Source organism: Streptomyces sp. NBC_00090, from assembly GCF_045160815.1.
Lineage (GTDB): Bacteria > Actinomycetota > Actinomycetes > Streptomycetales > Streptomycetaceae > Streptomyces.
In genome coordinates, this window is record NZ_CP108224.1 from 5,405,235 (window position 1) to 5,418,143 (window position 12,909).

General features: G+C 71.5%; 14 protein-coding genes. 6 read left to right on the forward strand and 8 right to left on the reverse strand.

All coding sequences use genetic code 11. The annotated features are described in order from the left end of the window. The first annotated feature begins 23 nt into the window (after positions 1-23). Positions 24-389: a YciI family protein gene (locus tag OG361_RS24345; protein ID WP_384560192.1), complete on the forward strand. Its 366-nt coding sequence runs from the start codon at positions 24-26 to the stop codon at positions 387-389. Positions 390-417: 28 nt separating this feature from the next. Next, positions 418-1,659, forward strand: a complete 1,242-nt coding sequence (locus tag OG361_RS24350; RefSeq protein ID WP_405856737.1) for an RNA polymerase sigma factor — start codon at positions 418-420, stop codon at positions 1,657-1,659. Here OG361_RS24350 and OG361_RS24355 read toward each other — a convergent pair. The 3 genes from OG361_RS24355 to OG361_RS24365 are packed head-to-tail and all read right to left on the reverse strand — an operon-like array spanning position 1,653 to position 5,019. Further along, positions 1,653-3,131 (reverse strand): hypothetical protein, encoded by a 1,479-nt coding sequence (locus OG361_RS24355; protein ID WP_405856739.1) that lies wholly within the window; start codon positions 3,129-3,131, stop codon positions 1,653-1,655. The genes OG361_RS24350 and OG361_RS24355 overlap by 7 nt on opposite strands. Then, positions 3,124-3,774 (reverse strand): hypothetical protein, encoded by a 651-nt coding sequence (locus OG361_RS24360; RefSeq protein ID WP_405856741.1) that lies wholly within the window; start codon positions 3,772-3,774, stop codon positions 3,124-3,126. The genes OG361_RS24355 and OG361_RS24360 overlap by 8 nt, the downstream gene beginning before the upstream one ends. A gap of 54 nt (positions 3,775-3,828) precedes the next feature. After that, positions 3,829-5,019: a THUMP-like domain-containing protein gene (locus tag OG361_RS24365; RefSeq protein ID WP_405856743.1), complete on the reverse strand. Its 1,191-nt coding sequence runs from the start codon at positions 5,017-5,019 to the stop codon at positions 3,829-3,831. Between the two features lie 130 nt (positions 5,020-5,149). On the opposite strand from OG361_RS24365, the gene OG361_RS24370 reads away from it, so the two are divergent. Next, a complete protein-coding gene (locus OG361_RS24370) occupies positions 5,150-6,103 on the forward strand; it encodes a polysaccharide deacetylase family protein (protein ID WP_405856745.1) in 954 nt (317 codons plus the stop codon). A 17-nt stretch (positions 6,104-6,120) separates the two neighbouring features. Beyond that, on the forward strand, positions 6,121-6,369 hold the full coding sequence (locus OG361_RS24375; protein WP_405856747.1) for a hypothetical protein: 249 nt from the start codon (positions 6,121-6,123) through the stop codon (positions 6,367-6,369). A 26-nt stretch (positions 6,370-6,395) separates the two neighbouring features. On the opposite strand, the gene OG361_RS24380 is transcribed toward OG361_RS24375, so the two are convergent. Continuing rightward, positions 6,396-6,824 (reverse strand): DUF6234 family protein, encoded by a 429-nt coding sequence (locus OG361_RS24380; protein ID WP_405856749.1) that lies wholly within the window; start codon positions 6,822-6,824, stop codon positions 6,396-6,398. A gap of 301 nt (positions 6,825-7,125) precedes the next feature. Between OG361_RS24380 and groES the strand changes: the two genes are divergently transcribed. Both groES and groL read left to right on the forward strand, forming a co-directional pair. Continuing rightward, on the forward strand, positions 7,126-7,434 hold the full coding sequence (groES, locus tag OG361_RS24385) for a co-chaperone GroES (RefSeq protein ID WP_384560208.1): 309 nt from the start codon (positions 7,126-7,128) through the stop codon (positions 7,432-7,434). 110 nt (positions 7,435-7,544) lie between these two features. Next, on the forward strand, positions 7,545-9,173 hold the full coding sequence (gene groL, locus OG361_RS24390; protein ID WP_405856752.1) for a chaperonin GroEL: 1,629 nt from the start codon (positions 7,545-7,547) through the stop codon (positions 9,171-9,173). A gap of 80 nt (positions 9,174-9,253) precedes the next feature. On the opposite strand, the gene OG361_RS24395 is transcribed toward groL, so the two are convergent. From OG361_RS24395 to OG361_RS24410, 4 genes are all read right to left on the reverse strand, one after another. Beyond that, positions 9,254-9,952, reverse strand: a complete 699-nt coding sequence (locus OG361_RS24395; protein ID WP_405856754.1) for an ester cyclase — start codon at positions 9,950-9,952, stop codon at positions 9,254-9,256. Positions 9,953-10,115: 163 nt separating this feature from the next. Beyond that, positions 10,116-11,135 carry a hydroxyacid dehydrogenase gene (locus OG361_RS24400; protein WP_405856756.1) on the reverse strand — a complete coding sequence of 340 codons (1,020 nt, stop codon included), beginning with the start codon at positions 11,133-11,135 and terminating at the stop codon, positions 10,116-10,118. A 17-nt stretch (positions 11,136-11,152) separates the two neighbouring features. Next, complete coding sequence (locus OG361_RS24405; RefSeq protein ID WP_405856758.1) at positions 11,153-12,010, reverse strand: carbohydrate ABC transporter permease; 858 nt, start codon at positions 12,008-12,010, stop codon at positions 11,153-11,155. Beyond that, entirely contained in the window at positions 12,007-12,906 is a 900-nt protein-coding gene (locus OG361_RS24410) for a carbohydrate ABC transporter permease (protein ID WP_405856760.1), read from the reverse strand. Before OG361_RS24410 ends, OG361_RS24405 begins: the two co-directional genes overlap by 4 nt. Positions 12,907-12,909 lie beyond the last annotated feature (3 nt).

The window sequence follows — 12,909 nt, forward strand, 5'->3', positions numbered from 1 at the left end:
CACCGCACCACCGAGGAGTCGTCATGCCCCGCTTCCTGTCCCTCGTCCGCATCGAGGAGAACACCATCGACATGGAGAGCGCCGACCCCGGCTTCGAGGAGCGGATGGGCGCGCTCTTCGCGGAGATCACCAAGGCCGGCGCCATGGTCGACACGGCCGGGCTCAGGCCGACCGCCGAGGCCACCCGGATCACCTGGTCGGAGGGGAAGCTGTCGTACACCGACGGACCGTTCACCGAGACCAAGGAGGTCGTCGGCGGCTACGCCATGCTCCAGTGCAAGGACATGGCCGAGGCCGTCGAGTGGGGGAAGCGCTTCCTCGCCGTCCACCCGCCGCAGTGGAAGGTCGGCCTGGAGGTCCGCGAGGTCGAGGAGATGCCGGAAGGCTGACCCGCGTGTGTGTGCTGTCATGTGAACCATGACGGTGGAAAGCACCCTGGAGACGGTCTGCCGGATGGAGTCGGCGCGGATCATCGCCACCGTGGCGCGGATCGTCCGGGACGTCGGCATCGCCGAGGAGATCGCCCAGGACGCGCTCGTCTCCGCCCTGGAGCAGTGGCCGCGGTCAGGAGTCCCGGAGCGGCCGGGAGCCTGGCTGACGGCCACCGCGAAGCACCGCGCCGTCGACCTCGTGCGGCGGCGCGAGACGTACGCCCGGAAGCTCGCCGAGGTGGGCCGGACGCTCACGGAGGAGTCGTACGACCCCGAGCCGTCCGGCCCGGGCGACATCGACGACGACGTGCTCCGGCTCGTCTTCACCACCTGCCACCCGGTGCTCTCCGCCGACGCCCGCACGGCGCTCACGCTGCGGCTCGTCGGCGGGCTCCGGACGGACGAGATCGCCCGCGCGTTCCTCGTGCCGGAGGCGACGGTCGCGGCGCGGATCACCCGCGCCAAGCGGACGCTCGCGAAGGCGGGCGTGGAGTTCGAGGTGCCGTACGGGGAGGAGCGCGCCGCCCGGCTGGGCTCCGTCCTGGAGGTCGTCTACCTGATCTTCAACGAGGGGTACGCGGCGACCGCCGGCGACGACCTGCTGCGGCCCGGCCTGTGCGAGGACGCGCTGCGGCTGGCCCGCGGCCTCGCCGCGCTCATGCCCGGGGAGGGGGAGGTCCACGGGCTCGCCGCCCTCCTTGAGCTCCAGGCCTCCCGGACGGCGGCCCGTACCGGCCGCGACGGGCAGCCGGTCCTCCTCGCCGACCAGAACAGGAGCCGCTGGAACCGGCTGCTCGTCCGGCGCGGGTTCGCCGCCCTGCAGCGGGCCGGGGACGGGCGCTCCTACGGGCCGTACGCCCTCCAGGCCGCGATCGCCGCCTGCCACGCGCGGGCCGCCTCGTACGAGGAGACGGACTGGGCGACCATCGCCGCGCTGTACGGGCGGCTCGGCACCCTCGCCCCGTCCCCGGTGGTCGAGCTGAACCGCGCGGTCGCCGTGTCGATGACCGAGGGCCCCGCCGCGGCCCTCCCGCTCGTCGACGCCCTGGCCGCCGAACCCGCCCTGGCGGGCTACCACCTGCTGCCGAGCGTGCGGGGGGACCTGCTGGCCCGTCTGGGGCGGGCGGCGGAGGCGCGGGCGGAGTTCGAACGGGCGGCCTCGCTCACCCGCAACGCGCGCGAGCGGGATTTGCTCCTCGGGCGCGCGCGGGCGACCAGCACTCAGTAGCGCAGGATCTGGCCGGCCGCGGTGCCGACGATGACCGTGCCGTCCGGGGCCGCGTGCACCGAGACCGGCCCGTACGGGGGCAGGGGGCGCCGGTCGAGGACAGTGCCGTCGGCTGCGTCGACCGAGAGCAGGGCGCCGTCGGTGCACAGGACGTGCAGGACACCGGCGTGCGCGTCGAGGTCGACGACCTCGCACTCCAGGGGCCTGGTCCAGACGACCTCTCCGGCGGGGAAGGTCCGGCGGACCAGCTCCGTCCGGCCGTGCAGGAGCGCGGGGCCGGCGGAGTCGGAGACGTACACGGCCCGGCCGAGCGGCCGGTCGACCATGAAGGGCTCCAGCGCGAAGAGCACCGTCTCGGTGGTGGTGACGGGGTCGAGCGCGATCACCTCGCGGCGCCGGCGCCCGTACAGCAGCTCGGGGCAGCGGCGGACGTCGATCGGGACGAGGTCGTACCGGTCCGGCTCGTGGACCGTGCCGAGCGGGGTGCCGTCGGCGGTGAAGGTCCGGGTGTTGGGCGGGTCGGGGGGTTCGGTTCCGAAGCTGCGGTCGTACGTGTCCCGGATCGCCCACACCCCGTCCGTACGGGCCGACAGCGCGGCCGAGAAGGGCACCGAGGGGCAGTTGAGGACCGTGCCGTCGGAGAGGTCGACGAGTGGGAAGTCGGTCCGGGCCCGGGCGTCGGGACCGGCGACGGCGACGCGCGCCGTCCGCTCGTCCGCGGCGACCTCGATGCGACTGCCGCCGACCCCCGGCGCGGGAACGCTCCACAGCAGCGATCCGTCGGGGGCCCAGCACTCCACCGTGGCGCGGCTGCGGGTGGCGAGCACCCGGCCGTCGCTCAGCCCGGCCACGGCCCGGACCTGGCCGAGGCCGGTGTAGCTCCGGCCCGCCCCCTCGGCGAGGGCCTGGAGCAGCGGATACGGGCGTTCCGTGTCGAGGTACTCGACCAGGGCGTCCGGGGGGAGCGGGGTCCGGGGAAGAGTGCGCAGGTCGAGGGCGTCGGAGGGGAGTCCGAGCCAGTCGTCGCGGACGACGGTGGCGCGGGACCGGAGGTGCACGCAGTCCGATTCCCAGGTGAAGAAGGTGAGTTCGAGGGTGCGGGCGTCCAGCCAGCGGATCGGCTCGATGCCCCACTCGGGGTCGGCGAAGTCGACGCGGTGTCCCGTGACCGGTTCGAGGAGGGTGAGGCCGCCCTCGCGCTGGTACGCGTCGTAGTTGTCGAGTCCGATGGCGAGGAGCGGGAGCGTGGGGTGGAACGCGATCGACTCGGCGTCCGTCGTGAACGTCAGAAGGTGCGCGCAGGAGAGGTCGTCGGCGCGGTAGACGGCCACCCGGCTCAGGCCCTGCAGCACCGAACTGACCGCGATCCACTGCTCGTCGGCGCTGAAGATCACCTGGGACGCGTGCCCGAACAGCTCGGGGAACGGCTCGTCGTGGAAGGGCTGGTGAGGGGTCACCGTCGGCTCAGGCATGGTGCTCCGTCATGTGGGCGAACGTGGTGCGGGCGAGGACGTCCAGGGTCTCCGGGGTCGCCTGCGGCGCGAGGATCCGGAAGGACGCGGCGAAGGCCGCCGACTCCGCGCTGAGCGTGCGCGCCTCCAGGGCCTGGGTGAGGCGCGGGATCACCTCGTAGGAGCAGTACGGGTGCTCGCCCTCGACGAACGCCCGCACGTACTCCTCGTACGAGGCGAACTCGCCGTCGTACGCCCAGCCGTCCAGCGACAGCAGCAGCGGGAACCGCGCCCTCACCTCCCACGCGGCGAGCGGCACGTCCTCGTACGTGGCGTCCCCCTGGCGGTCCGCGAGCCGCAGCAGCATCGCGAGCTCGGTCATGAACGCGGGCAGGGTCCTCGTCCCGGCGGCCGCACGCCAGGTCCGGCGGTCCGCCTCAGGGCAGGTCGCGAAGAACTCCTCGCTGAACGCGGTCGCCAGATAGTCCAGTTGGGAGGCGAGGTGCTGCGGGGTGTGCCGCCAGGCGGGGTCCCAGTACTCCGTCCGGGTGACGCGGTTGAACCGGAGGACCTCCCACTCCAGCGGGTCGGGTCCGCCGGCGGCCAGGCCGACGAGGTGTGCGATCGGCCCGGTGGTGAACATGCCCTCCGGATGCAGCGCCATGACTCTCCCCCCGGTCCGGATCCTGCCGCCCAGAGCACTCTAGTCACCGGCCGGTCAGCGGCCTCCGCCCGCCGGGCGGCCGATCAGCATGGTGGGGGCTCCCGCGACCCGGGTGAGGAGCACCGTCGCGGAGTTGGGGCCCTTCGGCTTCACCTTGCGCCGGATCTCCTCGGGTTCGACCGCCGAGCCGCGCTTCTTCACGGTCAGCGTGCCGACCTCGCGCTCTCGCAGCAGCGCCTTCAGCTTCTTCAGGTTGAAGGGGAGTTCGTCGGTGATCTCGTAGGCGGCCGCGTACGGGGTGGGGACGAGCTCGTCCGCCGTCACGTAGGCGATCGTCTCGTCGATCAGTCCGCCGGAGACGCCCTGCGCGAACTCGGCGACGAGGTGCGCGCGGATGACGGCGCCGTCCGGCTCGTAGAGGTAGCGGCCGACCGGGCGGACCGCCGGGTCGGGCAGGCCCCGGCCGAGGAGCCCGGCGCCCGAGGGCAGGAGCGTGGCGCGGCGGGCACCCGGCTCCGTACCGAACCAGAGCACGGCCTCCTTCACGTCCCCGCCGTCCGAGATCCACTCGGCCTCGGCCTCCTCCGGGACGGCCTCGTGCGGGATGCCGGGGGCGACCTTCAGGGCGGCGTGCGGGGCCTTGCGGGCCGCCTCGACGGCCCAGGAGAGCGGCGGGGAGTACGCCTCCGGGTCGAAGATCCTGCCCCGGCCGCCGCGCCGCGCCGGGTCGACGAAGACCGCGTCGTACGGGCTCGTGTCGATCTCGGTCACATCGGCCTCGCGGACCTCGACGAGCTCTTCGAGGCCGAGGGCCTCGGCGTTGGCGCGGGCCACCTCGGCGGTCAGCGGGTCGCGGTCGACGGCGAGGACGGAGATCCCGGCGCGGGCGAGGGCGATCGCGTCGCCGCCGATCCCGGAGCAGAGGTCCGCGACGCTGCGGACGCCGAGCTCCTTGAGCCGGGCCGCCCGGTACGTGCCGACCGAGGCGCGGGTGGACTGCTCGACGCCGTTGGGCGTGAAGTACATCCGGTACGCGTCCTCGGCCCCGAACTTCGCCACCGCGCGCTGGCGCAGCCGGGCCTGACCGACCGCCGCGGTGACGAGCTCGGCGGGGTGGTCGCGGCGCAGCCGGGAGACGACCGCAAGCTCCTGTGCGGGGTCGTGGTCGCGCAGGGCGGCGAGGAGCGTCTGTCCCTCGGGGGTGAGCAGGGCGGTGAAGGAGGCGAGGTCGGTCACCCGTCCCATTGTGGGCCCTGTGGCGCTGTGGGCCGGCCGGGGGACGGTGGGCGCCGTACGGCGGTGTCGTGGCCGGGAGGGGGCGTCCGCGCTGACAGGATGCGGCGCCATACGACTTGTACGACAAGAGGAAGAATCTATGGTGATCAGCGCGCACCTTTTCCGGCGGACCCTCGGGGCAGCTCTCGCCGTCGCCGCCCTCGCCTCCGCCGCCACGGCCTGCTCCGACGCCGGCTCCGATGCCGACTCCGACGGACCGGAGCGCGTCGCCCCCGCCCCCGCCCCCGCCGCCGGTCGGCAGGGCGGCCGGGCGCAGGAGCCGGGCTCGGCCGGCGCGCTCAACGCGTACGTCGAGAGGGTCCGCGCACAGCGGGCCGCCCGCGTGCTCGCGGCCAAGAAGTGGGGCCTCGCCCGGCCCCCGCTCGAAGCCCCGGCCCCGCCGGCGGTCAAGCCGAAGATCACCACCCGCAAGGGCTTCGAGACGGACGGCGAGGGCCTCCCGCCCGTCTTCACCACCGTGCCGACCAAGCAGAAGGTCGTCTTCCTGACGATCGACGACGGCGCGGAGAAGGACCCCGAGCTGCTGCGGATGATGACGGACCTCCGGATCCCCTACAGCGCCTTCCTCAGCGACTACGTCGTCAAGGACGACTACGGCTACTTCGCGAAGATGCAGAAGTCGCAGGAGTCCGGGGTCGCCCTGCACAACCACACCCTCAACCACCGCTACCTGCCCGGGCTCTCGTACAAGCAGCAGAAGCGCGAGATCTGCGGGATGCAGGACGTCATCGAGAAGCGGTTCGGCAAGCGGCCCCCGCTCTTCCGCCCGCCGTACGGCAACTACAACGAGGACACGCTGCGCGCCGCGAAGTCCTGCGGGGTCAAGGCGGTCCCGCTGTGGGCCTCCGAGGCCTTCCCCGACCACATGGAGTGGCGCGAGTGGGACCGGGACCTGCACCCCGGCGACATCGTGCTCACCCACTTCCGGGGCAAGGGCGACTGGAAGGGCACCATGCCCGACATGATCCGCCGGGTGATGAACGTGATCACGGCCAAGGGGTACGCGGTGGCGAAGCTCGAGGACTACGTGTGAGAGGGAAAGGGACACGGATGAGGGGGCTCCGCGTGGGCCGGGCGCGGCGGGCCGTGGCGGGCGTGGCGCTCGTCGGCGCGCTCCTCGCCGTCTCCGGGTGCGCGTCGGCCGTGGACCCGATCGAGCGCCTCGGACGGAAGGCGGCGGAGCGGGGGAAGGAGTCGCGGGAGGCGGCGACGGCGGCCCGGGAGCGGGCGGCCGAGGCATCCCGGGAGGTCGTACGCCCGGAGGGCCACGACCGCGACCGCGAGCCCGGCACCCCCTAGGGTCGTAACCCGTGCTCGGGTCGGGGTCAGCCGCCCGGGCACTCGCACGGGCCGCCCCCGCTGCGACACACGCACCGGGCTTCGTAGGAGGTCGGGGAGACCTCCGGTTTCGGGGGTGCGGGATGCGACCGGGACCACTCCTGCACCCCGAAGGTCAGCGTGGCGATGCCGAGCAGGCCCGCGGCGAGGAACTGCCCGCCGGCCGACCAGCGCCGGCCGCCGCGCATCATCCCGTACGCGAGCAGGGACGCGACCCCGGCGACCGTGCCGAAGGCCAGGACCGGCACCCAGTCCATCGGAGGCGGCCCCGAGCGCGGGGGGCCGCTCCCCGCGCTCCACTGCCGCAGGCCCATCACGATCGCCGTCCACAGGGCGATCGCACCCTGGAGCGCCAGGAGCAGGAGTCCGATCAGGAAATCGGCCCAGGGGCGTACCGGTTGAGGGGATGTCGTCATGGCCGCACCCTCGTACGGAACCGCGGAGTCCGCCGTGTCGTTGCCCGTACCGAGACCCGATCGCCACCGCCCCGGTTCCTCCGTCACGCTCCGAGACCTCGCGCGGCACGACGCGCGACGGTACGGAATTGGCACTCCGCTTGACCGAGTGCTAATCGCGGTCATAGTCTCGGGTCTGGCACTCCCCCCTGGAGAGTGCCAACACAGCGACGGGCAGGTCCGGCACCCGCGACGACGGATCCACCTGGTCGCCACCTCAGACAGTCAACCCCGTGAGATCTATGAAGGGGGAGGTCGGATCGTGACGACCGCCAGCACCAAGGTTGCCATCAAGCCGCTCGAGGACCGCATCGTGGTCCAGCCGCTCGACGCCGAGCAGACCACGGCCTCTGGCCTGGTCATCCCGGACACCGCGAAGGAGAAGCCCCAGGAGGGTGCTGTCCTCGCCGTGGGTCCGGGTCGCTTCGAGAACGGCGAGCGCCTTCCGCTCGACGTTCAGGTCGGCGACATCGTGCTCTACAGCAAGTACGGCGGCACCGAGGTGAAGTACAACGGCGAGGAGTTCCTCGTCCTCTCGGCTCGCGACGTGCTCGCGATCATCGAGAAGTAATTCACCGAAGTATCTGAAGCAGATGCTTTGAGCTGCGCCCCTTGACCCCGCACTGGGCGTCCGGGGGCGCAGTTCGTTCCACCCGATTCCGAGAGGGCTGAACCGCTCCCATGGCGAAGATCCTGAAGTTCGACGAGGACGCCCGTCGCGCCCTTGAGCGCGGCGTCAACAAGCTTGCCGACACGGTGAAGGTGACGATCGGCCCCAAGGGCCGCAACGTCGTCATCGACAAGAAGTTCGGCGCCCCCACCATCACCAACGACGGTGTCACGATCGCCCGCGAGGTCGAGATCGACGACCCGTACGAGAACCTCGGCGCCCAGCTGGTGAAGGAGGTGGCGACCAAGACCAACGACATCGCGGGTGACGGCACCACCACCGCCACCGTGCTCGCCCAGGCCCTGGTCCGCGAGGGTCTGCGCAACGTCGCCGCCGGCGCCTCCCCGGCCGCCCTGAAGAAGGGCATCGACGCCGCCGTCAAGGCCGTCTCCGAGGAGCTCCTCGCCACCGCGCGCCCGATCGAGGACAAGTCCGACATCGCCGCCGTGGCCGCGCTCTCCGCGCAGGACCAGCAGGTCGGCGAGCTCATCGCCGAGGCGATGGACAAGGTCGGCAAGGACGGTGTCATCACCGTCGAGGAGTCCAACACCTTCGGCCTGGAGCTCGACTTCACCGAGGGCATGGCCTTCGACAAGGGCTACCTGTCCCCGTACATGGTGACCGACCAGGAGCGTATGGAGGCCGTCCTCGACGACCCGTACATCCTGATCAACCAGGGCAAGATCTCCTCGATCCAGGACCTGCTGCCGATCCTGGAGAAGGTCATCCAGGCCGGCGCCAGCAAGCCGCTGCTGATCATCGCCGAGGACGTCGAGGGCGAGGCCCTGTCGACCCTGGTCGTGAACAAGATCCGTGGCACCTTCAACGCCGTGGCCGTCAAGGCCCCGGGCTTCGGCGACCGCCGCAAGGCGATGCTCGGCGACATGGCGACGCTGACCGGCGCCACCGTCATCGCCGAGGAGGTCGGCCTCAAGCTCGACCAGGCCGGTCTCGACGTGCTGGGCACCGCCCGCCGCGTGACCATCTCCAAGGACGACACCACCATCGTCGACGGTGGCGGCAAGTCCGAGGACGTGCAGGGCCGCGTCAACCAGATCAAGGCCGAGATCGAGGCCACGGACTCCGACTGGGACCGCGAGAAGCTCCAGGAGCGCCTCGCGAAGCTGGCCGGCGGCGTGTGCGTGATCAAGGTCGGCGCCGCCACCGAGGTGGAGCTGAAGGAGAAGAAGCACCGTCTGGAGGACGCCATCTCCGCGACCCGCGCCGCGGTCGAGGAGGGCATCGTCTCCGGTGGTGGCTCCGCTCTGGTCCACGCCGTCAAGGTCCTCGAGGACAACCTCGGCAAGACCGGCGACGAGGCCACGGGTGTCGCGGTCGTCCGCCGCGCCGCCGTCGAGCCGCTGCGCTGGATCGCCGAGAACGCCGGCCTCGAGGGCTACGTCATCACCTCGAAGGTGGCGGAGCTCGACAAGGGCCAGGGCTTCAACGCCGCGACCGGCGAGTACGGCGACCTGGTCAAGGCCGGCGTCATCGACCCGGTGAAGGTGACGCGCTCCGCCCTGGAGAACGCCGCCTCGATCGCCTCCCTCCTCCTCACCACCGAGACCCTCGTAGTGGAGAAGAAGGAAGAGGAGCCGTCGGACGCGGGCCACGGCCACGGTCACGGCCACTCCCACTGAGGCGTGTCGTAACTGATCACTGAGGCCCGGTGCCCCCGTCGCGGGGGCACCGGGCCTCGTGCTTTCCGTGCCGCGTCCGTCTACCCCTCCACAGCGCCGAGCTGCCCCATGAGCCCGAGCAGGTCGTACTGCCACCACCCCTCGACGATCTTCCCGTCGTCCCGGCAGCGGTGGATGACCGTGCCGGTCATGGTCACGTCCATGCCGGTCGGCTGGAGCCCCATGAAGTCCCCGGTGTGGCTGCCCTTCCACGTCCAGCGGGTGCAGACCCGGTCGCCCTCGGCGATCTGGTCGTCGACGGTGAAGGCGAAGTCGAAGCCGCCCCGCCACATCTCGACCTCGCGCCGGACGGCGTCCATGCCGATGACGTCCTGCTCGTTGGTCGGATCGTGGTCGTGGTACCCCTCGGCCAGCACCTCGTCGAGCAGCGCGAGCTCCGGCTCCTGGGCGAACATCTCCAGAAGCCGCCGGGCGTTGCCCTTGTACAGCGCCTCGTCCCGGACCACGTCGAGATCGGTGAAGGTCGGCATCTCGTCACAGAGAGCGACCATCTCCCGGAAGATCCGGTCGGTCTCGGGGAGCTGCGAGTTGCGCATGGCCACGTCGTAGGAGGGGAACTCGACGATCTCCACGATGTGGGAGGCGTCGGAGCGGTCCTTGCCGACGATGCTGTGGGTCGCGGTCCGTTTGCCCTTGGTCTGCTCGACCCACTGGTCCATGAGCAGGTTCAGGTCGTCCACCCGACTCGTCTTGCAGTCGATTATCTGTACGAACGTCATGGCGCCTCCCGACCCCGGTAGGACCCTTCCAGTCTAGGTGGGGTCCATGGAGCGGGCAGGGGGAGAGCTGCCGGTCACGGTCGGGAACGGGACCGGTCCGCGGCGCAGCCGTGACCCGAGGGGGACCCGCACGGGGGCTCCGCAGTGCCCCCGCACGGTGCCCCTACGCCGAGTGCCGGAGGTCTGACGCCCTGACCTCCTCCGCGAACGGCTCGCCGCGCCCGTAGCGGGCCACCTCCTCCAGGGCCTGGTCCGCCATGCGGTGGAGTTCGTTGCCCAGGGAGCCCGCCACGTGCGGGGTGAGCAGGACGTTCGGGAGGGTGTAGAGCGGGGAGTCCGGGGGCGGGAGTTCCGGGTCCGTCACGTCGAGGATCGCGTCGAGGCGGCCCGCGCGGAGGTGGGGGAGGAGGGCGGTCTCGTCGATCAGGGAGCCGCGGGCCGTGTTGATCAGGGTGGCTCCGTCCGGCATCGCGGCGAGCTGGCGGGCCCCGATCATCCGGTGAGTGGACGGAAGTTGGGGCGCGTGGACGGAGACGACCGTGCTGCGGGCGCAGAGTTCGTCGAGGTCCGTGAGTTCCGCGCCGGGCGGCGGGACCGTCACGTACGGGTCGTACAGGAGGATCTCGAAGTCGAAGGGGCGGAGGAGTTCGATGACCCGGCGGCCGATGCGGGAGGCGCCGATGATGCCGATCGTGCGGCGGTAGTTGCCCCAGGCGGCGGACTCGGCGAGCCAGGCGTGGTCGGCGCGGAGCTCCGCGTACCGCTCGGCCGAGTGGAGGACCCGCTTCCCCGCGAGGAGGATCGCGGCGAGCGTGTACTCGGCGACCGGCAGCGCGTTGGCGGCGGCGGCCGAGGTGATGCGGAGGCCGCGGTCCCAGCAGGCGTCGGTGATGTGGTGCTTGACCGAGCCGGCGGCGTGGACGACCGCCCGCAGGCGCGGCGCGCGGTCGAGGACCTCGGCGGTCAGAGGGGTCGCTCCCCAGCAGGTGAGGAGGATCTCGGCCTCCGCGAGGGCGGCGGTGACCCGCGGGTCGGGGGAGGTCAGGTCGTGGGCGACGAGGTGCGGCTCGGTGCGGGTGAGGGCGGTGAGCCGGGTGCGGTGGGCCTCGGTGAGGAGGCGTTCGTCGATGCCGGGGCCCATCGCGAGGAGGAGGGCGGGGCGGTTGTCAGTGGCGGGGTGCATCGTGGGACCTGGCTTCCTCACTTGACGCTGCCGGCGGTCAGACCGGCCTTCCAGTGGCGCTGGAGGGAGACGAAGGCGACGACGAGGGGGACGACGGCGAGCAGGGATCCGGTGACGACGAGGGGGTAGAAGTCGGGTTCCGCGTGGGCGTTGCTGTTCCACGCGTACAGGCCGAGGCTCAGGGGGTAGAGCTTCTGGTCCGAGAGCATCACCAGGGGGAGGAAGAAGTTGTTCCAGATGGCGGTGAACTGGAAGAGGAAGACGGTCACGAAGCCGGGCATGACCATGCGCAGTCCGATGGACCAGAAGACGCGCAGCTCGCCGGCCCCGTCGATACGGGCTGCCTCCAGGGCCTCGTCGGGGATGTAGCCGGCGCAGAAGACCCGGGAGAGGTAGACGCCGAAGGGGTTGACGAGGACGGGGATCAGGACGGCCCAGTAGGTGTTGACGATGCCGACCTCGCTGGCGAGGAGGTACATCGGCAGGGCGAGCGCGGTGGTGGGGACCAGCACGCCCAGGAGGACGAGGCCGAAGAGCTTCTCCTTGCCCCGGAAGTCGTAGACGTGGAAGGCGTATCCGGCGGCGACGCTGACGAACGAGCAGGCGAGGGCGCCGAATCCGGCGTAGAGAAGGCTGTTCAGGTACCAGTGGAAGTAGATGCCGTCGTTGTACTCGGCGAGCCGGGAGAGGTTGCCGCCGAGGTCGAAGCCCTCGAAGGAGAAGGCGTCTCCGGCGAGGAGGCCTCCGGCGTCCTTGGTGGCTGCGGTGAGCAGCCAGACCAGGGGGAAGAGCATGTAGACGACGGCGAGGACGAGGGCGCCGTTGACGGCGGCCTTGGAGAGCCAGACGGTGCCGGTGCGGGGCTTCCTGCTCATGCGGTCCGCTCCTTCCGGGCGGCGCGGCGGCCCGTCAGGCGCGTCACCGCGAAGGAGAGCAGCGCGGCCGTCAGGGCCAGGAGGACGGAGGCCGCCGCGGCGAGACCGTAGTCGTTGCGGTCGAAGGCCGCGGTGTAGGCGTACATGTTCGGCGTCCAGGTGGAGGTGACGGCGGAGCCGGTGCCCTTGTTGAGGATCAGCGGCTCGGTGAAGAGCTGGAGGGAGCCGATGATCGTGAAGAGGCCGACCATCGCGAGGGAGGCCTTGACCAGCGGGACCTTGATGGAGAAGGCGATGCGCCAGGCGCCGGCCCCGTCGACGGTGGCCGCTTCGAGGACGGAGCGGTCGATGGCCTGGAGGGCCGCGTAGAAGATGACCATGTTGTAGCCGAGCCACTCCCACAGGGCGATGTTCACGACGGAGGGCAGCGCGCCCTCGGGGGAGAAGAAGTCGAAGCCGATCCCGCCGGCCTCCATCGCCTTGACGACCGGGCTGAGCTGGGGCGTGTAGAGGTAGACCCAGATCAGGGCGGCGATGATGCCGGGGACGGCGTGCGGCAGGAAGAGCGCGAGCTGGAAGAAGCGGCGGGCGCGGGCGAGCGCCGAGTCGAGCAGGAGGGCGAGGCCGAGGGCTCCGACGAGCAGCAGCGGGATGTAGAACAGGCAGTATCCGAGCAGGACGCCGAAGCCCTCGCGGAAGGCCCGGTCACCCAGCGCCGCGGTGTAGTTGTCGAGGCCGGTGAAGACGGTCTCGGTGCCGCCGAAGCCCAGTCCGGACTGTTTCTCGGTGAAGAGGCTGAGCCAGACCGCGTAGCCGATCGGCACCACCATCACCGCGGTGAACAGCAGGAAGAACGGGGTCAGCAGGATCGCGGCGGCGCGGGTGCGGGCCTTCATCCG

What these genes read in the sequence shown, in the direction of transcription:
- OG361_RS24350 (WP_405856737.1), top strand. Translation starts at nt 418, where the DNA reads ATGACGGTGGAAAGCACCCTGGAGACGGTCTGCCGGATGGAGTCGGCG.
- OG361_RS24360 (WP_405856741.1), bottom strand. Translation starts at nt 3,774, where the DNA reads ATGGCGCTGCATCCGGAGGGCATGTTCACCACCGGGCCGATCGCACAC.
- OG361_RS24400 (WP_405856756.1), bottom strand. Translation starts at nt 11,135, where the DNA reads ATGCACCCCGCCACTGACAACCGCCCCGCCCTCCTCCTCGCGATGGGC.
- OG361_RS24395 (WP_405856754.1), bottom strand. Translation starts at nt 9,952, where the DNA reads ATGACGTTCGTACAGATAATCGACTGCAAGACGAGTCGGGTGGACGAC.
- OG361_RS24370 (WP_405856745.1), top strand. Translation starts at nt 5,150, where the DNA reads ATGGTGATCAGCGCGCACCTTTTCCGGCGGACCCTCGGGGCAGCTCTC.
- OG361_RS24345 (WP_384560192.1), top strand. Translation starts at nt 24, where the DNA reads ATGCCCCGCTTCCTGTCCCTCGTCCGCATCGAGGAGAACACCATCGAC.
- groL (WP_405856752.1), top strand. Translation starts at nt 7,545, where the DNA reads ATGGCGAAGATCCTGAAGTTCGACGAGGACGCCCGTCGCGCCCTTGAG.
- OG361_RS24355 (WP_405856739.1), bottom strand. Translation starts at nt 3,131, where the DNA reads ATGCCTGAGCCGACGGTGACCCCTCACCAGCCCTTCCACGACGAGCCG.
- OG361_RS24375 (WP_405856747.1), top strand. Translation starts at nt 6,121, where the DNA reads ATGAGGGGGCTCCGCGTGGGCCGGGCGCGGCGGGCCGTGGCGGGCGTG.
- OG361_RS24405 (WP_405856758.1), bottom strand. Translation starts at nt 12,010, where the DNA reads ATGAGCAGGAAGCCCCGCACCGGCACCGTCTGGCTCTCCAAGGCCGCC.
- OG361_RS24410 (WP_405856760.1), bottom strand. Translation starts at nt 12,906, where the DNA reads ATGAAGGCCCGCACCCGCGCCGCCGCGATCCTGCTGACCCCGTTCTTC.
- OG361_RS24365 (WP_405856743.1), bottom strand. Translation starts at nt 5,019, where the DNA reads ATGGGACGGGTGACCGACCTCGCCTCCTTCACCGCCCTGCTCACCCCC.
- OG361_RS24380 (WP_405856749.1), bottom strand. Translation starts at nt 6,824, where the DNA reads ATGACGACATCCCCTCAACCGGTACGCCCCTGGGCCGATTTCCTGATC.